Origin of the sequence: Saccharomonospora azurea NA-128, assembly GCF_000231055.2 — a bacterium.
GTDB lineage: Bacteria > Actinomycetota > Actinomycetes > Mycobacteriales > Pseudonocardiaceae > Saccharomonospora > Saccharomonospora azurea.
Window position 1 is genome coordinate 1,756,157 of record NZ_CM001466.1, and the last position, 23,699, is coordinate 1,779,855.

General features: G+C 69.4%; 27 protein-coding genes and 1 tRNA gene. 18 read left to right on the forward strand and 10 right to left on the reverse strand.

What is annotated here, in order from left to right; all coding sequences use genetic code 11:
• Nucleotides 1-179: 179 nt before the first annotated feature.
• The 4 genes from SACAZDRAFT_RS07860 (at nucleotide 180) to SACAZDRAFT_RS07875 (ending at nucleotide 6,184) form a co-directional block, all read left to right on the forward strand.
• Nucleotides 180-1,367: a GGDEF domain-containing protein gene (locus SACAZDRAFT_RS07860; RefSeq protein ID WP_005440382.1), complete on the forward strand. Its 1,188-nt coding sequence runs from the start codon at nucleotides 180-182 to the stop codon at nucleotides 1,365-1,367.
• Nucleotides 1,368-1,469: 102 nt separating this feature from the next.
• Nucleotides 1,470-3,665: a phospholipase A2 gene (locus tag SACAZDRAFT_RS07865; protein WP_040927707.1), complete on the forward strand. Its 2,196-nt coding sequence runs from the start codon at nucleotides 1,470-1,472 to the stop codon at nucleotides 3,663-3,665.
• A 144-nt stretch (nucleotides 3,666-3,809) separates the two neighbouring features.
• Nucleotides 3,810-5,543: an LCP family protein gene (locus SACAZDRAFT_RS07870; RefSeq protein ID WP_456300014.1), complete on the forward strand. Its 1,734-nt coding sequence runs from the start codon at nucleotides 3,810-3,812 to the stop codon at nucleotides 5,541-5,543.
• A 170-nt stretch (nucleotides 5,544-5,713) separates the two neighbouring features.
• Nucleotides 5,714-6,184, forward strand: coding sequence for a helix-turn-helix domain-containing protein (locus SACAZDRAFT_RS07875; RefSeq protein WP_005440385.1), 471 nt, complete (start codon nucleotides 5,714-5,716; stop codon nucleotides 6,182-6,184).
• Here the strand turns inward: SACAZDRAFT_RS07875 and SACAZDRAFT_RS07880 are convergent.
• On the reverse strand, nucleotides 6,144-7,655 hold the full coding sequence (locus tag SACAZDRAFT_RS07880; protein ID WP_005440386.1) for a flavin-containing monooxygenase: 1,512 nt from the start codon (nucleotides 7,653-7,655) through the stop codon (nucleotides 6,144-6,146). The two genes, SACAZDRAFT_RS07875 and SACAZDRAFT_RS07880, sit on opposite strands and share 41 nt — an antisense overlap.
• Before the next feature lie 76 nt (nucleotides 7,656-7,731).
• Here SACAZDRAFT_RS07880 and SACAZDRAFT_RS07885 point away from each other — a divergent pair, with 76 nt between their 5' ends.
• Together SACAZDRAFT_RS07885 and SACAZDRAFT_RS07890 are read left to right on the forward strand one after the other, a co-directional pair.
• Entirely contained in the window at nucleotides 7,732-8,352 is a 621-nt protein-coding gene (locus SACAZDRAFT_RS07885) for a TetR/AcrR family transcriptional regulator (protein WP_005440387.1), read from the forward strand.
• Nucleotides 8,353-8,551: 199 nt separating this feature from the next.
• On the forward strand, nucleotides 8,552-9,040 hold the full coding sequence (locus tag SACAZDRAFT_RS07890; protein WP_005440388.1) for a hypothetical protein: 489 nt from the start codon (nucleotides 8,552-8,554) through the stop codon (nucleotides 9,038-9,040).
• 39 nt (nucleotides 9,041-9,079) lie between these two features.
• On the opposite strand, the gene SACAZDRAFT_RS07895 is transcribed toward SACAZDRAFT_RS07890, so the two are convergent.
• A complete protein-coding gene (locus tag SACAZDRAFT_RS07895) occupies nucleotides 9,080-9,301 on the reverse strand; it encodes a DUF3618 domain-containing protein (protein ID WP_005440390.1) in 222 nt (73 codons plus the stop codon).
• 190 nt (nucleotides 9,302-9,491) lie between these two features.
• Between SACAZDRAFT_RS07895 and SACAZDRAFT_RS07900 the strand changes: the two genes are divergently transcribed.
• The 6 genes from SACAZDRAFT_RS07900 (at nucleotide 9,492) to SACAZDRAFT_RS23200 (ending at nucleotide 11,913) form a co-directional block, all read left to right on the forward strand.
• Nucleotides 9,492-9,568 (forward strand) — tRNA-Leu (locus SACAZDRAFT_RS07900).
• 292 nt (nucleotides 9,569-9,860) lie between these two features.
• Entirely contained in the window at nucleotides 9,861-10,208 is a 348-nt protein-coding gene (locus SACAZDRAFT_RS07905; protein ID WP_040927708.1) for a hypothetical protein, read from the forward strand.
• A 52-nt stretch (nucleotides 10,209-10,260) separates the two neighbouring features.
• Entirely contained in the window at nucleotides 10,261-10,743 is a 483-nt protein-coding gene (locus SACAZDRAFT_RS07910; protein WP_005440392.1) for a hypothetical protein, read from the forward strand.
• 38 nt (nucleotides 10,744-10,781) lie between these two features.
• Entirely contained in the window at nucleotides 10,782-11,138 is a 357-nt protein-coding gene (locus tag SACAZDRAFT_RS07915) for a hypothetical protein (protein ID WP_005440393.1), read from the forward strand.
• Between the two features lie 119 nt (nucleotides 11,139-11,257).
• Complete coding sequence (locus SACAZDRAFT_RS07920; protein WP_005440394.1) at nucleotides 11,258-11,503, forward strand: hypothetical protein; 246 nt, start codon at nucleotides 11,258-11,260, stop codon at nucleotides 11,501-11,503.
• Nucleotides 11,504-11,739: 236 nt separating this feature from the next.
• Nucleotides 11,740-11,913 carry a hypothetical protein gene (locus SACAZDRAFT_RS23200; protein WP_005440395.1) on the forward strand — a complete coding sequence of 58 codons (174 nt, stop codon included), beginning with the start codon at nucleotides 11,740-11,742 and terminating at the stop codon, nucleotides 11,911-11,913.
• A gap of 90 nt (nucleotides 11,914-12,003) precedes the next feature.
• On the opposite strand, the gene SACAZDRAFT_RS07925 is transcribed toward SACAZDRAFT_RS23200, so the two are convergent.
• Nucleotides 12,004-13,152 (reverse strand): helix-turn-helix domain-containing protein, encoded by a 1,149-nt coding sequence (locus SACAZDRAFT_RS07925; protein WP_005440396.1) that lies wholly within the window; start codon nucleotides 13,150-13,152, stop codon nucleotides 12,004-12,006.
• Nucleotides 13,153-13,222: 70 nt separating this feature from the next.
• On the opposite strand from SACAZDRAFT_RS07925, the gene SACAZDRAFT_RS22955 reads away from it, so the two are divergent.
• From SACAZDRAFT_RS22955 to SACAZDRAFT_RS07935, 3 genes are read left to right on the forward strand one after another with little or no spacing between them, the layout of a single operon-like run.
• Nucleotides 13,223-13,360, forward strand: a complete 138-nt coding sequence (locus tag SACAZDRAFT_RS22955; protein WP_157606963.1) for a hypothetical protein — start codon at nucleotides 13,223-13,225, stop codon at nucleotides 13,358-13,360.
• The gene (locus tag SACAZDRAFT_RS07930; protein ID WP_005440398.1) at nucleotides 13,357-13,575 is read left to right on the forward strand and encodes a hypothetical protein; all 219 of its coding nucleotides are present in this window, start codon (nucleotides 13,357-13,359) and stop codon (nucleotides 13,573-13,575) included. Before SACAZDRAFT_RS22955 ends, SACAZDRAFT_RS07930 begins: the two co-directional genes overlap by 4 nt.
• Nucleotides 13,569-13,778: a hypothetical protein gene (locus SACAZDRAFT_RS07935; RefSeq protein WP_005440400.1), complete on the forward strand. Its 210-nt coding sequence runs from the start codon at nucleotides 13,569-13,571 to the stop codon at nucleotides 13,776-13,778. Before SACAZDRAFT_RS07930 ends, SACAZDRAFT_RS07935 begins: the two co-directional genes overlap by 7 nt.
• A 66-nt stretch (nucleotides 13,779-13,844) precedes the next feature.
• On the opposite strand, the gene SACAZDRAFT_RS07940 is transcribed toward SACAZDRAFT_RS07935, so the two are convergent.
• The 7 genes from SACAZDRAFT_RS07940 to SACAZDRAFT_RS07970 form a co-directional block, all read right to left on the reverse strand.
• Nucleotides 13,845-15,731, reverse strand: a complete 1,887-nt coding sequence (locus SACAZDRAFT_RS07940) for a PPE domain-containing protein (RefSeq protein WP_005440402.1) — start codon at nucleotides 15,729-15,731, stop codon at nucleotides 13,845-13,847.
• Nucleotides 15,732-15,770: 39 nt separating this feature from the next.
• The gene (locus SACAZDRAFT_RS07945) at nucleotides 15,771-16,172 is read right to left on the reverse strand and encodes a hypothetical protein (protein ID WP_005440404.1); all 402 of its coding nucleotides are present in this window, start codon (nucleotides 16,170-16,172) and stop codon (nucleotides 15,771-15,773) included.
• 17 nt (nucleotides 16,173-16,189) lie between these two features.
• On the reverse strand, nucleotides 16,190-17,020 hold the full coding sequence (locus tag SACAZDRAFT_RS07950) for an ESX secretion-associated protein EspG (RefSeq protein WP_005440405.1): 831 nt from the start codon (nucleotides 17,018-17,020) through the stop codon (nucleotides 16,190-16,192).
• A gap of 738 nt (nucleotides 17,021-17,758) precedes the next feature.
• Nucleotides 17,759-18,748 carry a glycoside hydrolase family 25 protein gene (locus tag SACAZDRAFT_RS07955; protein ID WP_040927709.1) on the reverse strand — a complete coding sequence of 330 codons (990 nt, stop codon included), beginning with the start codon at nucleotides 18,746-18,748 and terminating at the stop codon, nucleotides 17,759-17,761.
• A 196-nt stretch (nucleotides 18,749-18,944) separates the two neighbouring features.
• Entirely contained in the window at nucleotides 18,945-19,775 is an 831-nt protein-coding gene (locus SACAZDRAFT_RS07960) for a universal stress protein (protein ID WP_005440409.1), read from the reverse strand.
• 510 nt (nucleotides 19,776-20,285) lie between these two features.
• Nucleotides 20,286-20,489, reverse strand: coding sequence for a cold-shock protein (locus tag SACAZDRAFT_RS07965; protein ID WP_005440412.1), 204 nt, complete (start codon nucleotides 20,487-20,489; stop codon nucleotides 20,286-20,288).
• Between the two features lie 266 nt (nucleotides 20,490-20,755).
• Nucleotides 20,756-22,003: an ABC transporter substrate-binding protein gene (locus SACAZDRAFT_RS07970; RefSeq protein WP_005440414.1), complete on the reverse strand. Its 1,248-nt coding sequence runs from the start codon at nucleotides 22,001-22,003 to the stop codon at nucleotides 20,756-20,758.
• A gap of 237 nt (nucleotides 22,004-22,240) precedes the next feature.
• Here SACAZDRAFT_RS07970 and SACAZDRAFT_RS07975 point away from each other — a divergent pair, with 237 nt between their 5' ends.
• The 3 genes from SACAZDRAFT_RS07975 (at nucleotide 22,241) to bcp (ending at nucleotide 23,691) form a co-directional block, all read left to right on the forward strand.
• Nucleotides 22,241-22,423: a hypothetical protein gene (locus SACAZDRAFT_RS07975; RefSeq protein WP_005440415.1), complete on the forward strand. Its 183-nt coding sequence runs from the start codon at nucleotides 22,241-22,243 to the stop codon at nucleotides 22,421-22,423.
• 218 nt (nucleotides 22,424-22,641) lie between these two features.
• A complete protein-coding gene (locus tag SACAZDRAFT_RS07980) occupies nucleotides 22,642-23,190 on the forward strand; it encodes a hypothetical protein (RefSeq protein ID WP_005440417.1) in 549 nt (182 codons plus the stop codon).
• A 21-nt stretch (nucleotides 23,191-23,211) separates the two neighbouring features.
• Entirely contained in the window at nucleotides 23,212-23,691 is a 480-nt protein-coding gene (bcp, locus tag SACAZDRAFT_RS07985; protein ID WP_005440420.1) for a thioredoxin-dependent thiol peroxidase, read from the forward strand.
• Nucleotides 23,692-23,699 lie beyond the last annotated feature (8 nt).

A 23,699-nucleotide genomic window follows, 5' to 3' on the forward strand; every position in this document is an offset into this window, starting at 1 on the left:
ATCGGCCATCGCCAGAAATCGTTACGTCCGAACTCCCGGGCACGTACGCCGTGAACCGCGCAGCGCAGCCTCACACCCGTGGCGGCCGAACGCAATCGACCGACCGCCGCCAGTCGCTTCTCCCGCGGAACTGGGCCCTGTGGACGAGGCCCCGTCGCTTCGTCGTGTTCTTGCTCACGATGGAAGTCCTGGCGGTCGTGGGCTTCGCGGTGGCCTTCCTCCGGGCCCCCACGCCCGACGGCTCCGACTGGCTCGAGTTCGCCATCCTCGCTGCGGGGGCCAGCGCGCACATCCAGCTCACGCGTCGTCAGGAAGAGCGCCGGCGCAATCGCACGAAGACCGTCCTCATCGACCTCACGGCCGTGTGGGTCTTCCCCGCGACGCTCGTGCTGCCCGCGACGCTCGCGGTGCTGCTGGTGGCGCTCATCCGGGTCCAGCGCTGGTTCACCGCGCGGCGCCCGGCGCACAATTTCGTCTACTCTTCCGTCGCCCACGGGCTCGCGGCGGCGTTGGCGAACCTCAGCTACACCGCGATGTCTCCGCAGGACTGGTCCACGATGACGGCTGGCGGGTCGTTGCGGGAGTTCGGGCTGGTGCTGGTGACCGCGGCGGTGTACGAGGCGGTGCAGATCGTCTACGTCGGCGGCATCCTCGCCCTGGGCTCGACGTCGCCGACCGTGCGCACCGTGCTCGGCAGCAAGGCCGACAACCTCCTCGAGGCCATCACCACCGGGCTCGGCGCCGTCACCGCCGTGCTGGTGGTGGTCATGCCGCCGGCCGTCGCCATCATGGCGGTGGTGACGGTGGTGTTCAACCGGCTCGCGGAGATCGACCAACTCCAGGACGCCGTGGTGACCGACCCGAAGACCGGGTTGCTGAACATGCGCGGCTGGACGGAGTCCGCCGACCGCGCGTTGAACCGCATCCGCAGGGCGGGTAGCACGCTCGCCGTGCTGATGGTGGATCTGGACCACTTCAAGTGGATCAACGACACGTTCGGGCATCCCGCGGGTGACGACGTGCTGGCGGCGGTCGCGAGCGCCCTGTCCAGTGTGACCCGGCCCGCCGACGTCGTGGGCCGGTTCGGTGGAGAGGAGTTCCTGCTGCTCCTGCCCGACGCCGACACCGCCGCCGCCGAACTCGCCGCCGAACGGGTCCGGACCACCATCGCCGGGCTGCGGATCCCCACCACGGACAAACGGGGCGCCCAGGCAACCATCAGCGGCCGCACCGCGTCCATCGGAGTAGCCACCTTCCCGCGGCACGCCGATGATCTCGACGGCCTGCTCCAGGCCGCCGACAGCGCCGTGTACGAGGCGAAGGAAGCCGGCCGCAACCGCGTCAGCTTCGCGTCCGTCCCCTCCTGAGGGTCACGACGGCTCGGCACGCGGTGGTGGAGTCCAGTGGCCCCCATCCGATTTCGGAGAAACTGCATGACACGGGGAATCTCCCCCTGTAACCCTGTCCCCATGCCCGTCCACCGCTCCCCGAACGCGCGTCGACGGACAACGGGTGGCATCGCGCGCCTCCTGCTGCTGGTTCTCCTGGTCACCGGCTTCGGCGTCGTCGCGTCGCGCTCCGAGGCGACGCCCACGCCCGGTCCGACGGACCCGGCCACCGCCGATGCGGCACGGGCGATCGACGCCCTGCTCGACCCGCAACGATCGGCCCGGGCAGTGGAACTGCTGCCTCCCGACTTCGCGGCGGTGACCAACGTCGAGGTCGGGACCCAACGCGCACTGGACGGCACCGTGCGCGCCGTCCACGTCGGCGGTGGGTGCTCCGCGCCGTGGGGCGACGACAGCACGCGGTGGGACTTCGGCACGCCGTGCCGTTCGCACGACCTCGGCTACGACCTGTTGCGGTACGCGGAGAAGAAGGGCAGTCCCCTCGGCGCCGACGTGCGGGAGGCGCTCGACGATCGGCTGTCGGCGGACATGTACGCCACCTGCGAGCACAACCCGAAGGGCACACCCGGCCTGTGCCGCAGCGTCGCCGGGATCTACACGGCCGGGCTGGTGGTCAACTCCTGGCACCAGAGGTGGGGACCGCCGGTGGGCGAGCCCCTGCTCCCGCTGCTGTCCGGGGTCGCGGTGATCGGCCTGCTGCTCTGGCACCGGCTCCGCGACCGGGTCCGGCACGCGACGGTCGCGTCGGCCGAGGCCGCCGAGGCGCCGCGTCCGGGTCGACGGGACCGCCGGCTGTCGAGCATCGTGCCCGCCACACCCTGGACGCTGCTGGGAGTCGGCAGCGTGGTCGTCCTCATCCTGGGCGAGTCGGCGGTGGCTCTGGCGCGCTGGGCGGGTGTGGCCGAGCAGTGGTTGTGGCCACTGACCTGGCCCGCGCAGGCGGCGGTGGTGTTCTTCTTCGCCGCGGGGCACAGGAACGCCACCGCGTGGGCCGAGACGAGACGCACGGGCGGCGGGCTCCGGGACTACCTGGCACACCGGGGCAGTTGGTTGTTGCGGCTGACCCTGGTGTTCGCGGTGGTCGCCTTCTCGGTGCCGCTCGCTCTGGAGCTGCTCCACGTTCCGGCGACGACCGTGGAGGGAGTCGTGCGGGTGGCGCTGCACCCGCTGTGGCTGCTCGGTCTCTACCTGGTGACGGTCGTTCTCACGCCGCTGCTGCAGGCGCTGCACCGGCGCGCGCCCCGCGCTACGCCGCTCGCACTGGCGCTGGCGCTCGCCGGCGCCGAGTGGCTCGGCACGCTCACCACCTCGCCGTGGTCCGGCCACGTGAGCTCCCTCGCGCTGGCGCTGCTGGCGCAGCAGGCGGCTCTCGCCCACCGCGACGGCTTCACGCCGTCCCGCCGACAGCTCGGGCTCGCGACCGCGGCCGGACTCGGGGCGCTGGTGCTCGGCGTGACGACCGGAGCGTTGCCGCTCGCCGCCCTCGGCGTGAACGGCGCCCCTCCGGCACTGGCCGGTCCGGCGACCTCGGTCCTCCTCGTCGGCGTCGTTCACGTCGCCGTCCTGGGGTTGGTGCGGACCCGGCTCCAGCCCCTCGTGTGCCGGCCGGCCGTGTTGCGGCTCGTCGGTCTGGCCTCCCGCGCCCCGATGAGTCTCTACCTGCTCTACCTCACGGCCGTGCTGCTGCTGGTGAGCGCGGTCTACCTGCCCCGCCGCCTCTGGCCCGCACTCGGTTCGCTGTCCGTTCCGCCCCGGGCCCTGCTCGCCGTCGCGCTGCTCGTCGGTCCCGCCGTGGTCGTGTTCGTCTGGATCGAACGCCACCTCTGGCACAGACCACCACCGGTCCCGGTGTGGGATCACGCGCGAACCGGGCTCGACCGGGTCCTGTCGCACGGTGCGACGCTCGCCGGATTCGGCTTCGCCGTCCTCGGTGTCTTCGGCTTCGCCCGGACCACACTGGGCACCGAGAACGCCGACCTCTCCGGGGTGCTGCTCGATCCCGTGCAGAGCCTGGTGCACCTACTGCTGGGCGTCACGTTGTTGCACAGCGTCCGCACCGGGACCACCAACACGCCGCGAACCTGGCTGCTCGCGGCGATGGCCTGCATCCCGCCGTTGCTGTCGGTGACCGCGACTCCCGCACCCGAGTCCGTGGGCGTGGTGGTGCACACCGCCACGTGCGTTCTCGTCGCCGCGGCCGCCGCCACCACGACGGCGACCGCCCTCGCCTCCCTCGGCCGGGGGGCGCGCACGTGACGGAATCGCGGAGCGGGGTGGTCTTCCGTGTGGCAGCGCGTTCGTGTGGCACCCTACGACAACCGCAGCCCGTCCCCGTACGTCTGACACTGTGAGGGCTCGACAGGCTCGACGGGAGAAGCAGCGACGGAAAGGAGCCCTGGCGTGGACCGACCGCCGGGAGACGACCCGCGTCGCCCACGGCCCCCTCGCCGTGGGCGGGATCGCGCCGTCGATGCGTCTCGAAGCGGTCGCCGTCGGGGGGAGCCTGACGGCGTCCGCGACCGGCAGCCCCCGCGCAGGCAACCTCCCCCCGGACGGAGCTCCGGCGACCTGCCGCCCCGTGGGGGGCGACCTCCGTCCCGATCCCGAGCGGAGCCCGGTCCCCAGCGCCCGGCCGGCCGGCGTCCGGCAGCCACGTCGGCGGCTCCACAACGCGGCCGGGGCAAGCGGGTCGGCACGCGGGTCGCGCTGACCCTCGTGTCCGTCCTGGTGTTGATCGTCACCGGCTACGCCTGGGCCGCCATGCAGGGCCTCGTCAACGGCCTCACCCAGGCCGACGTCATCGGCAGCGACGAGGGCGAGAAACCCGCCGACGGGGCGCGCGACATCCTCCTCGTGGGCATGGACAGCCGGGTCGACGCCCAGGGCAACCCGCTGCCGAAGAAGATGCTCGCCAAGCTCAACGCGGGTGTGGCCGACGGCGAGCTGAACACCGACACGATCATCCTGCTCCACGTCCCCAACGACGGCAGGAAGGCCGTGGCGTTGTCCATGCCACGCGATTCGTACGTCACCATCCCCGGCTTCGGCACACACAAGATCAACTCCGCGTACGCGCGGGGGAAGACGGCCGCGAAGAGGGAGCTGGAAGCGCAGGGCGTCACGGACGAGAAGGAACTCGAACTGCGCAGCAACCAGGAAGGCGCCAAGACGCTCATCGCCACGATCGAGGCCCTGACCGGTCAGACCGTCGACAACTACGCCTCGATCAACCTGCTCGGCTTCTACGACATCACCAACGCCATCGGCGGCGTGGAGGTCTGCCTCAACCAGGCCACGAGCGACTCCTACTCCGGCGCCGACTTCAAGGCCGGCAAGCAGACGATCAAGGGTGTCGACGCCCTCGCGTTCGTCCGGCAGCGGCACGGCCTGCTTCGAGGCGACCTCGACCGGGTCGTGCGCCAGCAGGTGTTCCTCGCCGGACTGGCGAACCGGGTCCTCTCGGCGGGCACGCTCACCGACCCGGCGAAGTTGAACGAGCTCGTCGACGCCATCAGCAAGTCCGTCGTCGTGAACAAGGGGTGGGACATCCTGTCCTTCGCCCAGCAGATGAAGGGCCTCACCGGCGGTCAGATCGAGTTCCGCACCATTCCGATCGTGAACCCGGAGTACGACACTCCCGACGGCATGGCCGTGCAGGTCGACCCCAACGAGGTCAGGCAGTTCGTCGCGAAGCTCTCCGGCAAGAAGCCGAGCGAGAACTCCTCGTCGGCTCCGGCACCCGGCGAGATCACCGTCGACGTGTACAACACCTCGAACATCGAGGGCCTCGCGGGCACGGTGGCCGAGTCGCTCGCGGCGCAGGGTTACCTGCAGGGCGAGGTGGCCAACGACACGCCGCGGCAGTCGAGTGTGGTCCAGGCCGCGCAGGGCGAGCTCGCCTCCGCACAGGCGGTCGCCGACGCGCTGGGCGGCGAGTTCGTCGTCGAGGAGTCGCCGGACGTCACGGCCGGGCACGTGCGGGTGCTGTTGGCGCCGGACTACCAGTCGAACGGCAACTCCGGGGCGAGCGCACCCACGGGCGGGGGCACCGCGCCGGGCGCCGCACGCAAGCAGACGGACGAGGGATCCGCGGAACAACCCATCACGGCCGACGGGGTCACCTGCGTCAACTGAGAGTGTTCACCTCCCCCGACAGGCCCCCTGCATTCAGCCCAACGAGCTACTCCGAAGGGACCAACAAAGCGGGATTAGTGCAGTTTCTTCCTGCCGCCGCGTAAGGGTTGCCGCCTTCGCCCATTCACATGTCGTAGAACATCCGACGACGGCATGGGCAGGGGACATCAGTGTTGATCGACAACGACGCCTACCAACGCATCCTCGGCGAGGAGCTCCGCAAACTGAGAACCGAGCGCGGCTGGACGCGCAAGGAGCTCGGCGAGCGACTGCAGAGCGGCATCTCGCTGCAGACGCTCGCCACCTACGAACTGGGCACGCGGCAGTGCTCCGTCGTGCGGCTCGCCGAACTCTGCCTCGCCCTGGGGGAACTGCCGCAGAACCTGCTCGCGCGCGTGCACGATCGGCTGTTCGACCAGGAAGCCGACAAGGTGCGGGTCGACCTGGCCGACGTCGTGTCGGACGATCAGCCCGAACTGCTCCCCCTGCGGCGCTGGGCCCGCGGCAGACTGGCCGCGGGCGGGTCCAGCGACGTGCGGTTCGACAGGGCCACGCTGGAGCAACTCGCGTCGCTGTGCGACCTGCGCACCGACGAACTCCTCACGCGGCTGAGGAAGCTGTCGGCGACGACGACGCTTTAGTCCCTCGCCACAACCGGAAGTCGGCCGGGTCGAGCCTGCGGGTGCGCATCCAGTACCGCCAGGTGAAACCCGGCCAGACAGTGCGGTTGACGCCCTGTGAGTCGAGGTACCAGCTCGTGCACCCGCCCCGGGTCCAGATGCCGTTCGCGAGCTTGCGCTGGATGTCGGCGTTGAACTGCGCCTGCGTGTCGGCGCGCACCTCGATCGCATCGGCACCGTGCGTCTCGACCAGGTGGATCGCCTCGGCGATGTACCGGATCTGCTGCTCGATCATGAAGACCACCGAGTTGTGTCCGAGTCCCGTGTTGGGCCCGAGCAGGAAGAACAGGTTCGGGTAGCCGCTGGCGGTGATCCCGAGGTGGGTCTGCATGCCGTGCTGGGCCCACTGCCGCCCCAGGTTCGTGCCGTCGGGTCCCACGATGTCGAGGTGGTCGAAGGCGTCGGTGACGTGGAAGCCGGTGCCGTAGATGATCGCGTCGACCTCGTGCTCGACTCCGGCCTTGTCCACGACGCTCGTCTCGGTGATCTCGGCGATCCCGTCGGTCACCACGTCGACGTTGTCCCGCGCCAGCGCCGGGTAGTAGTCGTTGGAGATCAGCACCCGCTTGCACCCCATGACGTAGTCCGGCGTGACCTTGGCTCGCAACTGCGGGTCGCTGATGTGCCGCTCGATGTGCCGCTCGGCGACCTTTTGCGCGACCCGCATGATGCGGGGGTCGCCGTTGAATCCCACGGCGCGCAGTTCGAGCGTCCAGTAGAGAAAGTCGCGGTAGGCGCGCTGAGCGAGAGGCACGCGAGCGAACAGCCGCTTGACCCAGTCGGGCATGGGGTGGTCCGGCTTCGGCATCACCCACGGCGGAGTGCGCTGGAAGAGGTGGAGTCGCTGCACCTGTTCCGCGAGCTTGGGCACGAACTGGATGGCGCTGGCGCCGGTCCCCACCACCGCCACACGCTTGCCGCGCAGGTCGACGTCGTGGTTCCACTGCGCCGAGTGGAACGCCGGTCCGCGGAAGCGTTCGGCGCCGGTGAGCTCCGGAATCTGAGGCAGGTGCAGCGCGCCGACGCCGCAGACGAGGTAGCGGCACACGTACTCGTCACCGGAAGCGGTGGTGACGTGCCAGCGCTGCGTGTCGGTATCCCACCGCGCGCCCGTCATCTCCTGGTTGAACCGGATGTGCGGGTAGATCCCGTACTTCGTCGCCACTCTCCGCAGGTAGCCGAAGATCTCCGGTTGCGGCGAGAAGGAGCGCGACCAGTTCGGGTTCTGCTCGAACGAGAACGAGTACATGTGCGACTGGATGTCGCACGCGCAGCCCGGGTAGGTGTTGTCGCGCCACGTACCACCGACCTCGTCGGCCTTCTCCAACACGACGAAGTCGTCGCGCCCGTCCCTGCGCAGCTGGATCGCCATGCCGAGGCCGGAGAATCCGGTTCCGACGACGACCACTCCGGTCTCGGTGCGAGTACCCATGTGCGCGCCTCCCTGAGTGCCTGTTACTCCGAGTCCACCTTACTCGGAGTAGGTTACCGGGGGTAGGATAGCCACCGTGAGCGCGACTGCAAAGACCCCCGCGGAACGGCGCAAGCGGATGCCCCGAGCCGAACGGGAACGGCAGATGATCGAGGCGGCCGAGAGCGTGTTCGCCGAGCGTGGCTATTCGGCCGCGTCGATGGACGAGATCGCCGAGCGGGTCGGCGTCTCCAAACCCATGCTCTACGAGTACTTCCAGTCGAAGGAAGGCCTGCTACTCGCTTGCATCCAGGCCGCCCGCTCCGCACTCCGCGAGGCCACCGAGCAGGCCACGATCGGCGCCACGAGCGCGGAGGACGCGCTCCGCAAGGGGCTTCTGGCCTTCTTCCTGTTCGCCCGCGAACGTCGGCAGGCGTGGTCGCTGCTGCGGCACGAGATGAACCTGGCAGGCACCCCGGCCGCCGAGGAACTCGAAGCCACCCGCATGCAGCAGACCAACCTCATCGCCTCGCTGATGGGCAGCTACCTGGACGTGGCCGACTCCGACCACACGCACGCCATGGCCGAGTTCGTGGTCGGCGGCTGCGAGCGCCTGGCGATCTGGTGCGAGCAGAACGACGACATCACGCCCCAAGCGGCCACCGACTACACCATGAACGTACTGTGGGGCGGCCTGCGTCACTTCGCGCAACAATAATCGACGGTGCGCCGCCTGAGGCTCACTCAATGTGGCGATCAATTGAGAGGGTTCTCACTCTCGGTAGCCTTTTCCGCCGACTCCTGTTGCTGGTGCGCCACGCGCGTTACAGACTGGCGTCGTCGTCATAAAGACAGGGGAACGTCTCGCACACCGTCGTGCGCAGATTCCCGTGTCCCGAAGAGGGGATGAACAGGCGATGCGAACGATCACGGCGAAGTATGTGCAACGCGACGAGGACTGGACCGTCACCGTCTCCGGCCTCGGCAAGACGCTGAACGGGGAGGCGTCGGGCATCATCGCCGCGAGGGACCGCGCCGACCAGCTCGTGGAGCAGCTCACGGGCGAGGGAACGGCACCCACGGTGGTGCACCTGCTCAACGGCAGCGCGTACGAGTTCACCTCGACCTACATGACGGCCCGCCTCACGCGGAGCCCGGAGGAGGCGCCTGCCGCCGAGCAGCAGACCGCCACCGGCAGCACCGACGGCACCGAGGCGGTTGAGGCCGACGAGGGCACCGACACCGCCGAGACGGCCGACACCGCGGACTCCGACGCCGCCGCCGACGCTCCGGCGGAGGACACCGCACCGAAACGCGACGAATCCGGCACCAAGCCCGCGGTTCCGCGCAAGGCACTGAGCCACGAACCCGAGAACACCCCGCACCGCTACGCCCACGCGGGCTGAGACGCCGCGGGAACCCGCGGCGTCTCCCGCGCTCGGCTCTCAGCGCAACAGCTTGCGCAACAACAGCACGCCGAGCAGCACACCCGCACCGATCAGCGGGTACTTCACCTTCGGCTCGTCGACCTTGGCCTGGACAGTGCTCCGTGCCGAGTCGGCGAGCTGTTTCGGGTTCGCCTTCTCACCGATGCGGTCCAGGGTCACCGCGAGGGCCTCCCTGGCCTTCTCGATGTCGCGTTCGATCGTCTCGGGGTCGCGCGCCACGTGTCCTCCCTGAAAAGCACTGTTCGCAGTGCTGCCACGGTAGATCACCGCAGGCACTCGTGCCTCACCGGCCACGCCGGTCCGGCGAAAGCCGGCGGAGGTCACGGTGTCCGATGCCGCGTGGGGCGTCGCACAGCGCCCGAACCGAGTGCCTCGCGATCGGAGGTCAGGGGATAGGCTGCACGGTGTCGGGCCCGTAGCCCAATTGGCAGAGGCACACGGTTTAGGTCCGTGCCAGTGTGGGTTCGAGTCCCACCGGGCCCACCATCGCGTGATGACCTGCGGAAATGCTCACCCAGGAACCTGGCCCAGCGAGCCGCGTACCGCAGAATATCCGCAAACCACCCGGGAACGGGGCGTCCGAGCTCGAAGGACGCACCCATGCGACACCCCCGCCCTCATCCCCGTCTGCGGCGTGATCGCCGCTGAATCATCGGCCGCCTGTGGGCCTATCCCGTCGCCGCCACCATCGTGCTCATCGTCGTCGGCTGGCTCAGCCGGAGATGCTGCAGCGCGACTACGTCGACGGCCAGCCGGTTCCCCGCGTGGTCGTGGAACGGTGAGCCGCGCGACGACCGCACCCCAGATCCAGCACCACAGCGACACCGGGTGGACGGTGGCCCGCAGCCCACTGACCCGCCACGCCTACCTCGTGCAGCACCGCGGCGCCGATGTCGGCTGGGTGCTCCGCGAGGACGGCGGCTGGCGGTGGCTGCTCACCTGCTCCGTGCGCCCTTTCCGGCACGACGTCGAGCGCACCAGCCGACGCACCTACCGAACCTGGCAGGCCGCCGTCGACCGGCTCGCCCGCACCGACGTCGGCCGCCACACCACCCCGCACCCGCCCGGCACGTGGCGCCAGCACACCCACCGCCCGTGGGAGCCGGAAGCCACCCGTAACGACTGACCACCCGATTCGGACAAGACACCTGCACCGCTTACACCTCCCGGAGGACCACGTGACCACGCCCTACCCCCAGCACCCCGACCCGCAGTGGGCGCACCCACAGCAGTGGTCGCCACAACCGCCCCGACGCAACCGGCTCGTCTGGTGGACGCTCGGCTCACTCGCCGCAGTCGCCGGGATCGCCGTCGCACTCGTCCTTCTTCTAATACCCGGGGACATCACCGTGCGCGGCACCATGACCGTCTACGGCTACTCCAGCCTCGGTTACGGCGACATCCACGACGGCGCCCAAGTCGAGGTGGTCAACAGCCAGCGCGACGTCATCGCCACCGGAACCCTCACCGACATCGGCGGCGGCGAGTTCACATTCGTGATTCGCGAGGTCCCCGCCGGTGAGGGCCGGTACGGGGTGACCGTCGGCCGCGAGACCCGCGGCGTGATATGGGCGGACGAATCCGGCGTGTCCGACGCCGGAACTCTGTACTTCGCGCTCACCCTCGGCGACCCCTCCGACGCCAGCTCTTTCAACTTCTGACCATCACACAACTGGAAACCAGAGGAACCAGAGAAACCATGACCGCCAGAACGCAGACACCCGCCCGCAACGGCTTCGGCATCACCGCCCTGTGCCTCGCCATCCCCGGTCTCGTGTTCGGCCTCGTGCCGCTGACGGGGTTCCTGGCAGTGATCCTCGGCGCGCTCGCCGTGCTGTTCGGGCTGCTCGGCTACGCCCGCACCCGCCGCGGGGAGGCGACGAACCGGAAGATGTCCGCCATCTCGGCTGTGCTGGGAGTTGGCGCCGCCGCTCTTGGGATGTGGGGCATCACGATCGTCTTCGGCGCCGTCGAGGAGATCGACCGCAGCATCGACGAGTTCGAGCGCGAGATGGATCGAATCGGCAGCTCGCTCGAGAACGAGTACAGCAACTGACCGCCCCACCAGCATCTCCACGGAGGAGCCGAACATGACCGGACCAGCAGAACGACGAGTACGAGCTTGACGAGGAATCGCCGGCCATTCTGAAGCCGAACCGGCCTGAACTCACGGCCATGACCGAGCCGAACGCGAGGCTGTGGTTCACGCCGACGGCACGAGGCGCCCTGAACCGCATCAACGACAGCGACGATCCCATGCTGCAAGCGCTCGTCGAGCAGGTGATCTTGCAGGCGTCCATCCGTCGCATCCTGGTGTGGGCGATGGTCTTGGTTCCGATCATTCTCGGCGCGATCGGTGTCGTGCTGGCGGTTTCGCTCGCCGACAGCGGTGCCGGCACGTTCGATCCTTACGACTACTGATCGTCACGGCCCCGGTGTCCCTCCTTCGGGCGCCGGGGCCCACTCCGACGGTGGTACCAACCACCGCCACAACCTGCGGAAGGTAGGAACCATGGCGACGACGCCAGACGACCGGCAGATTTTCCACTGCCCACCTGCAACGGCGCCTGCGTCGTGCAAGTGGAGCGCGCGGGTGGCACCGAAACCGTAGACTGCGCGATGTGCGACGGTAGCGGCCAGATCGTGGGAGGTCCCGCGTGAACGACGATGACGAACTCGACGTGCTGTGCGTCGCCTGCGACAGCGAGGGGCGTGTGCCGCAGGCGACGGCAGCGGTCCTCGGCGGAGTGGCGCAGACCGTGGTCTGGGGGCGGGGGTGTCGCTGGTGCAAGGGCACCGGACGCCGCGCTGGCCTGCACCCACCGGTCTGAACCACGCCGCGCTGGCCTGCACCCACCGGTCTGAACCGACGAGAACGGCCCCGGGCACCGTCGTGCGGTGCCCGGGGCCTTCTGCTGCGCTCAGCCGGTCTTGAGTAGCCCCATCCGCGAGGCCAGTCCCCGCGCTTCCCTCGCGACTGCCTGTCGCCGGGCCCGCTCGATCATCGTGGACACGATCTCCCGCACGAAGGCGTTGCTGCGAGTCCTCACGGGGCCGATCTTCTCGGCCTGGGCCAGCAGCGCAATGACCTCTTCGTCGGGCCGTCGCAGCCCCCACAGAGCGCGGGCGTAGTCGATGAAGTAGGTGCTCCTCCTGGAGTTGATCTCCAGGTCGGTGGGGTGGATCGACTCCGCGAGCGTGGCGGCCGCCGCGTAGTCGCCTCGCTCCAGCGCCGACGCCATGCGCCACAGGACGACGTTGGCCGGAGTGAACAACAGGTGGTGGCGGTTGCCGTTCTCCGCGTGCCGGGCAAGCCCCTCGGCTTCGTCGAGCGCTGCGGACGGGTCACTGCCGACCACGGAGTCGATGAACCCGGTGGTGAGCGTCAGTGCGCCTCGGATGTCGACCGCGTCGTCGGGCACGATCTCCAGTGCGCCGCGGGCGAGAGCGCCGGCCCGCCGGTGTGCGCCGAGACCGGAGTGTGCCTGCGTGCGCGCGAACGCGGCGAGCGCGATCCAGTGCGGATCGCCGAGCCGCTCCGCAGCCTCGTGGCCACGGTCGGCCGCGATCCACGCGAGGTCCGGCGATCCGAGGCCCTTCACCAGCAGCGAGGTGGTGTGAGCCACGCTGACGAGCGCGCGGAGCCCTTCGGCCTGGCGGGCGTGCGTGTGTAGGGCGGTGATCAGCGGCGGAAGGCGCCTGCCGACTTCGGCCATCTGGTTGGCCTGGCGCATCGCGGCGACGAGCTGCGTCTCAGCGATCAGCGGCGATAGCTCCCCCTGCGGCGGGCTGTCGTCGAGGTCGCTGTCGAGCAGGGCCGTGCGGATTGCCGGCACCGTGCTGTCGGCGTCCGGATCGCGGATCTCCAGCCCGTCGCCGGTGATGTCGACGAGGCTGACCCGCAGCGCGTCCGCGATCGCGACGAGGGTGCTGCGCCGGTCGACGGCCGCCCTACCGTTTTCGATCTTCGACAGGTAGCCCTTCGTGATCCCGGCGAGCCCGGCGGCCTGCTCCAGGGTGAGGCCGCGCCAGCGGCGGAGGCGGCGGATGGTTGCCCCGATCGTGTTCATGTCGACGACGGTACCTGCTGGGTTTCCTGTTTGGAAACCTCCGCTGTGATCGCGCGCATACGGTCCGCCCATGAGCTGGAACAGCGGATCGTGCCGCGGCGGGGGCCGTGCTTTGTGGACGGGGCAGGAAACGACACCGGCCACGACGGAGAACGATCAGGAGAGCGCGGACACGAAGTCGTCGAGCGACGAGAGCGGTGACCAGTGATCGCCCGCGACCGCGAGCTGTTGGCACGGCTCGGACAGGTGAACGCCAGCATCGGTGAGGTCGCGCTCGCGCTCATGGCGGCGCAGGACGGTGGTGAACTCCCCGCCGACGGGCTCCGCGAGGTCGGCCAGGCGCTGCACACGCTCGCCGACGACATGGTCGCCCGCGCCGACGAGATCCAGAGCCGCCCCGCGATCGAGGAGGCCCCGTGTTGACCGACTGCCCCGTCCTCGACCGCACGCCCGTCGACGACATCGAGCAGACCGCACAGATTCGACTGCCCGGCCTGTGGCAATGGCCCGTCCGCGACCCCGACGACGTACTCGACGAAGCGCGCGCCGCGCTGCGCCACCCGACAGAGCCTGACCTGCCGATCCTCGAAGCCGTCCTCGCCGGGCTGCACCGCCTGGCCGCGTAGCCCCCGGTCGGCGCGGGTCGAGCCCCCTACCGCCGCGCTCCCCGCCGGCTCCCCGCGCCGACCGGGCTACTTCCAGTCCTTGTTCGACCAATCGCCGATCACCGGGGGCGCGACGACCTCCTCGGGGTTGAAGAGCCCGTCCTCGTCGGTCAGGTAACCCGCGACGCGGTGCTCGTTGTCGCCCTCCTGCTGGCGGGCACCACCGGCAGGAGGCATCCCGCCGGCCATCGGCATCGCCGCCCCGCGTGCCCCCGGCCCCTGCTGTGCCGCGCGCATCGCCGCGTCGGCTGCTCCACCCGGCCCTCGCAGTGCCGCGGAGTTCTGGCCCGCAGCGCTGCCGCCCGACGCGGCGCCTCCGCCAGCCGCGCCTCCGCCGGCCGCGCCACCACCGGCCGCGCCACCACCGACACCGCCGGGCAGGCCCGCCGCGCCACCACCGGCTCCACCGCCGACGCCACCACCGATGCCGGGCATCTTGGGTCGCGGGGCGCCCGAGTCGAGCGGCGGGACCGTCCCGGGAGCGCCGGGCGGGAACGCCGCCGGCGGCCCGAACCGCTGACTGGCGGGGTCGTTCGGGAAGTTCGGGACGGGGGGCACCGACATGCCCGGCACCCGGTTCGAGCCCGGCGACAGCTCGGGCGGCGTGTACGTCGAGGGTGCCGTGAACGTCGACGGAGACGTGCCGGAGTAGTCGGGGACCTCGTACTGGGGCAGCGGAGGCACGTCGCCGGGCGCGAACGACTGGCCACCGGGGGCCGCGCCACCGGACGGGAGGTCGGGAACCTGCACAGGCGGCGGAACGTACTGCCCCTGCTGGCCCGCCCCCGGATAGGCCTGCCCACCGGGAACTCCGACGCCACCGGAGCCGCCCGCCCCGTACGGCGCATGGGGCTCGTACGCCGACACCGGGGACCCATCCGGCCCGACCCGCGGCGCCCCGAGGGCCACCTCGTGCTCGGCGGCGTGCTCGGCGGCGTGCTCGGCGGTGTTCTCGACGGTGTTCTCGGCGCTCCCCACGGTCTTGCCCGGGAGCCCTCGACTCATCATCGTCAGCGGGCTCAACGGCTGCTCACCGCCTCCGGGCGAAGCGCCACCGCCTCCACCGCCCCCGAGCTTCGGCGGCGGAGTAAAGTAAGGCATGTCGGTGGCCTCGCCGATCGTGGCGTCGAACTGCTTCATCAACCGGGCCGCTTGTTCACGCGCCGCGCGCTGCTCCTCGGCCTTGGCCGCCACCACCGGCAGATACATGCCGTACGACACGGGATCGACCGTCCGCAGCAGGTTGGCGTGGGCCGCCTCGACCGAGAAGTCCACGGGCGGGTTGGCCGCCATCTGCTTCTGGGTCTCGTTCAATGTCTGCGAGTGGATCTGCTGCTGCCGGCCGGTCAGCACCGACCCCTGAGCCGTCCGCCCCAACCACCGGGCCACCTCGGCGAGGTGCTCGCGTGCGGCGTCACCGCCCTCGCCGGCCCAGTCGCCCATGCTGTCCTCGATGGCCTCGGCCACGGCCTTCTGGTGCAGCGACAGCTCGTTGCCGAACCGCACCCACTCCTCGGACGTCTCGGCGATCGCCGCCGAGTCGGCGTTCGTGTTGAGCACCTCGACCATGTACTCGTGGGAGGCGTTGTCCCACAGCGTGTTCGGCGGCTCGTCCTTCGGTCGGAGGTCGAGGCCGTCCCCGAGGCCGTCCCGGAACGACTTCAGAGTCGCCGAGTAGGTCGCCTGGATGATCGCGTCCTGGACCTGCTCGTTCCCCGGCACGGGCGAGAAGATCTGCGCGAGAACCGTGGCCGCCGACCGGATGTCGTCGCCGGACAGAGCTTCGTCCCCCACCGGACCGACGTAGAACCGGGACGACGAGTCGGCGGTCACGTCGTAGTAGGAGCTGTCGGGGTCGTAGTCAGGGCTCGTGGGGTCCGACACCGCGCGGACCTTGTCGTCCGGAGTGGACACTCCAGTACTCCTCGTTCTCGTCGAGTGGATGGTGACGGATCAGGACGGCGACAGGCCCTCGATCGACTTCTGATGTGCCGCCTCGGTCTCGCTGTAGCCACGTTTGGCCGCGCGGATCGCCTCGATGTACTGCGGAAGTTCGTCGCGCGCCGCCCTCAGCTGCGTGAGCAGGCCGTACTCGTCGGAGGCCGTGGCCACGGTGCGCTGCGCGGTCCACTGCGCCGTGGCGCTCACACTCAACGGAGGGTTCGTGGCGAGTTTCTCGAGCGTCGACCAGCGCTCTTCCAGCAGATCCACCATGTCCTGCAGGGCCCGGATCATGCGCTCGCCCGTGGTGTCGTCCACCGAGAAACCCTGGCCCGTGGCCATGCGTTTCAGTTCGAGCCCGCTCAGCGTCCTGGTGAAGACCATCGCCTGGTCACCGTCGTCGTTCACGTTCATCTCACACTCCGGAGCTCTCAGTACGCCCGCGCGAGCCCGTCGCGGAAGGCGCCCGCGACGTCGGCCCGACCCGCCGGCCTGTACGTGATGACCTGTTCGTCCTGCTCACGCTCCGACAGCACCAGGTAGCGCCCCTCCTCGGTGTCGAGCCAGCCCCAGGAGCGCGACACGGTGCCACCGCGCCCGCTCACTCCGATCGCCCCACCACCGAGCCGCCGCCCTGCCATGGCCTGCCGCAGCCGGTCCTCGTCACCGGCCCGAAAGCCACGTCGCGCGCCGCGGGGAACGTCGACCCGGCCCGCGACTTGGAGGTTGCCGAAGGCGTCGGTCTCCTCCTCGTCCTCCGCCCGCTCGGCCGCCTTGCGCGCGTCCCAGGCGGTCGCGGGTGCGTCGGCGCGAGCGCGGAGGACGACCTCCGAGCCGGCCACGGGCGGCATGTCGGGCAGCACACCCGTCAGAACGTCGACGATCTCGTCGTCGGAGAACAGGGAGAACAGCAGGTCGTCGGACTTGGCGTTCTGCGTGACGCCGAGCGCCTGGGCTCCGTCGGTGAGCACGAGGACGGCGATGTCGTCACCGAAGCCGTCGACACCACTGATGCTTCCACTGACCCGGTGGTCGGCGAACAGGCCGAACGCCGTGCGCACGGCGGGGTGCAGCACCGTGCTCGTGGCCAGCCCCCGCTCGACGAGCTGCTCCGCGACGAGGATCGCCAGGCGGCGCCGTCTCGCCGGGTCAGTGGTCGTGTTACGCAGCTTCAAGGGGAAGCGGCGGACATTCACGCCGAGCGCCTGCCCGACGATGTCGGCCTCCACACTGCCCAACGTGAATTCGAAGGTTTCGGACACGGTGCCGAAAGCCGCCCTTCTGGGAACACCAAGTTGGATGAGAACACGAAGATGCCGCCTCGTTCGCGGACGCTCGACAGTGGATCACACCGCACTCCCCATGCACAATATGCGCCACTGACATCGCTCATCTGAGCGCATGCCCGACGAATTCACTCCCCTCCCTGGACCACCCTCGACACGTGCCACTAGATTGAGCGAACAACGACGCACCCGCTCCCTCAGGCGGCAGACCCGGTTGCTTTTCGTGCCGATATGCGGACACCGACGTTCGCCGTTCTCGCCTGTCCGATGCCGTGACCGCACCGGGTCGACATCGACGCTTCCCTTGGGGTGTCACGTTTGCCGGACTCGGTGGGCGGCCGCGCGCAGCGACAGGGTCGCCGACTCGGTGGCGTCCCGACGCTCGCGAACCACCTCGGTCACCTTCCTATTCCGCCCTCACCAAGGCAGGCAGAGGAAAGCCACTCGCGTGCGCGGTCAGACACTTATCCGGATCGCCTTCCCGCACCGGGCAATCCACAAGGGACTGCTTTTTTGGCTCGATTTGCGGAACTGCTCGCTTTTCCTTTCTGGTCCACCCACCACAAGGCTCTCACCTTGCGATGCGGAATATGCGCCACCATGCCGGCGGAGCGTGCCCCCAGAACACGGTCGGCTCGGCACTCGGCCGGTGACGGCGATGGGCACGGCGATCCAGCGTCGCCGCGCCCATCGAAGCGAACAGCACAACCGTCCTCAGTAGATGAAATCGAGAGAACCGTAGTACTCGTAGCGACTGTCGGGTTTCGGGTACTCGTAGTACACCGCGCCGCTCGTGGCACCCTTGGGAATCTCCACCCTCCAGGGCCGCAGGCGGTGGATGGTCTTGCCGCCGTCCGGCGCCGGATTGCCCCGGAAGTCGAACTTCGGCATGCCGTCCTCGCCCTTGCCGTCCGGATACTTGTTCCCCACGAAGAACAGCGCCTTCACCTTGAGCTCGCCGTGTGGGCAGTTGATGGCGAGTTTCTCGGCTCCTTCGGGAATCTGGAAACTCTGGGCGTGCGTTCCCATGTTCAGCCTGAGCGGCATGGTGTCCTCCTGTTGCGGTCTCGACGGCCCTCCACCTGTCCCGTTGAACAGCGCCCGAAGTTGCGCGAGCGTGCCCCGGTAGGCGTTGCCGTCGATGGGGGAACGTCCGGCCACCCTGGCCGAACTCGTGAACTGAAGCACGGCGACCCGCAGACCGCCGTAGCCGTTCCAGTAGTGAGCGGGCACGTCGGCGTACTCGTCCTTGATGTCTCCGACGACGTTGTCCGGGTAGCGCGACGACCACAACGGCGGCAGACCGGACAGGGAGGGTGAACCGATCTGCTGCCAGTACCACCGCGGCATGTACAGCAGCGGCACGGAGTACCCCGCCGCCCGAAGCCGCTTCACGATGTCGCGGGTGAGCGAGACGTTCCCGCTGTTCGCCTCGACGTCAGGGATGACGGGCACCGTTGTCGGCACCACCTTGCGAACGTGCGCCACCTGGGACGCCGCACTGATTCCGCTGCGCTGATAGTGGTAGGCGGCGTAGGGTTTCCCCGTCTTGCGTGCCTTCGCCACATTCTCGGCGAAGCGGGAGTCGGTGAAGCCGTTCCCCTCCGTGGCCTTGAAGATGAAGAAGTCGATGCCCTCTCTGGCTGCCCGTTCGACATCGAAGCTGCCCTGGTGGTGCGAGATGTCGATCCCGAATATGGGCATTGGTTCACTCCCCACTTTTTCGGAACTTGCCCTTGCTGCGCCGCACACCTCCCTCGCTGCCTCAGCGGTTCGTCGTGTCCACTCTGTGATGTAACCCGCACGGAGAGTGTCATCGCAAGACTGCTGTCTGGGTGAATACGGGGAATGGTCGCCGGAAAAATGTGAATTGCTTTTCTACCGCGCCGACGACGATCACTCAACGGGAACGACCGCGTACCACCAGAACGTCGGCCGGCGCGTACCGGAGCACGCTCTGCGCGACGCTGCCCAGCAGAACCCGTTCGAAGCGGGTACTGGATCCGCTGCCCGTCACCACGAGGTCGGCGGCGTAGTGCGACACCAACTCCGGCAACGCCCGTTGCGGCGCGCCCGAGCCGACCACGACGGCGTCCGGGCGGGGAGTGAGCTGCTCGGCGAGAGCCTCGATCCGGGGACGGATCTCCGCGGTACTCGCTTCGCGTAGCCGTGCGAGGTCGGCCTCGTCCCGACCCTGCAGGCGCAGCAGCTGTTCGCCGATGACGACGCTCACGTGCGCGAGGAGGTGTGTGGCGGACGGCGTCAACGCGGTCCCGAACTCGGCGGCGCGCCGCGCGGGCTCGGTGTGGTCGACCGCCAACACCACGGTCCGGTAGTCGGCGACGGGGGTTCGGACCACCAGCACCGGAATACTGCTCGCGCGGGCGACGTTCTCCGTCGTCGGGCCGGTCAGGTTGCCCGCGAGGCCGCGGCCACCGTGGGCTCCGAGGACGAGCAGATCGGCCGAGCGCTCGGCCGCCATGGCGAGGATCGTGTCCGACACCGGACCCTGGCGGAGCACGAGCTCGGCCTCGTCACCGGCGTGGGTGGCAACATGCTCTTCGAACGCGTCGGCGGCGAAAGAGGAGAGCTCGTCCGCCAACGACGGCGACACGACGCTCACCACGATCAGCTGCGCGCCGTGCGCAGCGGCCAGCCGAGCTGCTCTGCGCACCGCCAGACCGGCCCCGACGGACAGGTCCGTGGCCGCCAGCACTCGACGCAGACGCACGCGGGCACCTCTTCCGACTCGCCAATGACCCGAGAGGCCAGGCTAACCGGAAATGCGGAGAACCACTGGTTTCCTGCGATGCGCGGTGACGGCGCGTGGACTGCTCAGTGACGGCGCGACCGGGAACGGCGCGAACTCGACGAGCGATGCCGGTTGTTGTTCTTCCGATTGTTCGGACCGGCGGAGGACGGGGTACGTGACCCCGGAGAAGTCGACGACGGGGTCGTCGGTGCGGCGGCGGACGTCACCGCGGACGCGGGAGGCGCTTGGAAGAGAGCGGGGCCGCCGATGCCGGTCTCCCGCGGGTCTTCGAGCTCCCGGTAGTCGACCGGCTCTTCATGAACGATGTGGCTGAACGGAACCACGCCCGCGTCAGCCGAGTCATCGTGAGATGTTGCTTCGGGCATGGAATTGGACGATGAGTGCAAAAACTTCTCCCTGTGCGACACGGTGAGGTGGTCGCGAGCGCGGGACGCCGCGAAGTGACTCCGCGGCGTCCCGCAGGTGCACTCAGAGCGCGCGCACTCCCGTGGCCTGCGGGCCCTTGTTGCCCTGCCCAACGGTGAAGGAGACGCGCTGGCCGTCCTCCAGGCTGCGGAAGCCGCGGCCGTCGATCTCGCTGTAGTGCACGAAGACGTCGGCGCTCCCGTCATCGGGGGCGATGAAGCCGAAGCCCTTCTCGCTGTTGAACCACTTCACGGTTCCCTCGGTCATGTTGTCTCCTTCGTGAGAGGGTGTCGGCGGCCACACCGTGCGACCACCGCACAGCCGCGGGGTCGAGCCAGCCACCGTTCCCACTGTCGCGAGGAGACGTGACACGCCCGCACCGATCTTTCGCGGACGTGCAAAACACGAACACGCAAAACCTGCGACTGCCCAGGACAACGTCCTGGTGTACCGGTTCATTCCCGGGTACGCGACCACCCTACCGGACCCGATTCCGTCGTGGCGGTCGGCGGCCGCCCCGGCGCGGTGAGCGGTCAGTTCGACGTCGACGCTTGCTCGGTCCGCTCCGTCCGCAACGTGCCCGAGGGGTCGAAGCCGTAGACCGCGTACATCGCCTTACCCGGCTCACCGCGCTCCACGAAGTCGAGCGGCCCACTGACACCGTCGTAGTCGATGTCGGTGCCCTGATCGAGCAGGCGCTTGCACTCGGCGAACGATCCGCACTTCTCACCGCCCGTCGTGACCCGGCCGACCTCGGCGGCGAACACGATCGGATCGTCGGTCTGCGCGGCCTGTGCCGCGAGCGCCACGACCGTCACGCAGTCGAACACCTGGGCGCCGTACTGCAGGTCCACCAGGTCGGGCGCGAACTTCCGGAGGCGCTCGGCGTACTCGTCGTCCGCGACGGCCGGGGCCGTGCCCTTCATACCCGCGAGCACTCCGGGATCGTCCGGCGACACCTCCGAGGCCAGCTCGGCCCGCCGCAGTCCGTCGGCACCGTAGACGTCGACCTGCTGCGGACCGACGCCCGCACCGATCATCGCTCGGAGCAACGCGGCACCCTCGTCGAACGAGGCGAGGACGACGGCATCGACGTCGGCGTCCCTGAGCTGCCGCGCGAGCCGGTCGAAGTCCTTGGTGCCCGGCTCGTAGGTCTCCCCCAGCACGACGCCGGCTCCGGCGGCCTTCAGCTCCTTCGACGTCGCGTCCAGCAGTCCTGTGCCGTAGTCGTCTCCCCGGGCGACGATCCCGACCCGCTCGTTGTCGTCCTCCGTGACCAGCTTGCTCAGCACTTTCGCCTGCAGGGTGTCGTCCGGCGCGGTCCGGAAATACAGGCCGCTGTCGGGGTGATCGCGCAGCGCCGACGCCGTGTTGGAGCCCGAACACTGCAGGACTCCCGCCCCGGTCACGCTGTCGATGACGGACAGCGACGCCTCCGAGGCCGAGGCGCCGATCACGGCGTCGACTCCGAGGGACAGCACGCGGTCGGCCGCCTGGGCCGCGGACCTGGCCGTGCCGCCCTCGTCGGCGCCCACGACCTCGGGGATCGGCTGCGTGAGCACGCCACCGGCGTCGTTGATGTCCTCGACGGCCAGCCTGACCGACTCGATCTGGGCGGGCCCGAAGGCGGCCAGCGGCCCCGTCTCCGGCAGCACGTAGCCGAGGTTCAGCACCCCGTCGCCGCCGTCGTCACTGCGGGGCACCTCGCCGCCCCCGCACGCGGCGAGCACCAGAGCAGCGGCACTCGCCACGATCGCCGACCGCCACGCTGACGCTCGCATCGAGGAGCCTCCTTCGTCGGGTTGGCCCGCCCGGTCCGACGCCGACTGCTGTGCGCGTCACCGGACGACCGTGGGATGACAACACCGTAGATCCTGTGCGTGATCCGCGAACAACGGCGCGTCGCCCGCGGCATCGAAGGAACCCGGCGGAAACCGCCTCCCCATGGCTTGCCTTCGACGTCGCCGACTTGAAGTATAGGAACGCCACACGCTGCGTGACGTGACGGAAGGTGACGCATGGTCGGACGGCGCCTGCTCCGTTGGCCGGACCGATGGGCCGACTGGTTCGAGAAACGCGGCGTCTACGTGCCGGGGGAGGACAACCGTGTCGTGGACCCCTGGCGCGACTGGGGCTGGCTGATCGTGTTGTGGCTCGCGGGGCTCGCGGTTTTCATCCTGGTGTTCGCCATCGCCGTCTGAGCGGGCGCCACGCTGCCGGTTCGCCCTCGACGCGGTGACCGTTCTCACCCCACCGTGGCCACCGCATCACGGCGAGGACACGAGCGGGCTCCGACTCCGCCTCAACCCGCCTTCCTGGGTGGCCTGCCCGGATCTCGATCGCCAGAGTGGACGGGGGCGAGAAGTGACGCGCCCGAACGGAGCAACCCCGCCCCGCGATCGGACCAAGGAGCCAGGCTGTGTCTACGGCGAGAGCAGTCACCGCGGCGATAGCCGCGTTCGCGCTGACCGCGTGTGGCACCTCCACAGCCGGGGACCACTCGGAAGCGGTCCCGACTCCGCCGCCCACCAGCGTCTCGACCACGCAGTCGTCGACGTCCGCCACCTCGTCGGTCAGGTCACTGCAGTTCGGGTCCGAACACCGGTTCCCGTCCGGCCTGGTGGTCACCGTCGCCTCACCGAGCGTCTTCGAACCCAGCGAGAGCGCCTATCCGCGGACCGACCGCGCCGCGGCCTTCGGCATCACGCTGTACAACGAGGGGCAGAAGCCCTACCGGATCTCCGACCTGTCGGCGCACGCGACCATCGACGGCGACGAACTGAAGCAGGTGCAGGACATCCCCCGCGGCTACAACGGCGTCGTCGGCGCCGATCGTGACCTCGTGGCGGGCGACTCGATGAAGATGACCCTCGCGTTCGCGCTGCCGGACGAGCCGGCCACGATCGAGCTGACTCTGCGCCCGGATTCGACCAAGACGACCAAGGTGGTGTTCGTCGGGCGGGCGTGACCCGCGGGCTACGCTCGGGCCATGACCGACCGCAACCGTCTCTCCCCCGGTGATTCGGCCCCCGACTTCACACTGCCGGACAGCGCGGGCAACACCGTGTCGCTGTCCGACTTCCGTGGCCAGTCCGTGGTGGTGTACTTCTACCCGGCCGCGGGCACGCCGGGCTGCACCAAACAGGCCTGCGACTTCCGCGACAACCTCGCCCAGCTGAACGACGCCGGATACCAGGTGTTGGGCATCTCGCCGGACAAGCCGGAGAAGCTCGCGACGTTCGTCGAGAACGAGAAGCTGACGTTCCCGCTGCTCGCCGACCCGGACAAGACCGTGCTCACCGAGTGGGGCGCGTTCGGCGAGAAGAAGAACTACGGACGCATCGTGCAGGGCGTGATCCGCTCGACCTTCGTCGTGGACCCCGAGGGCACCATCGCGGTGGCGCAGTACAACGTCCGCGCCACGGGCCACGTCGCCAAGCTGCTGAGGGACCTGAAGCTGGCGTCCTAGGCAGCGTG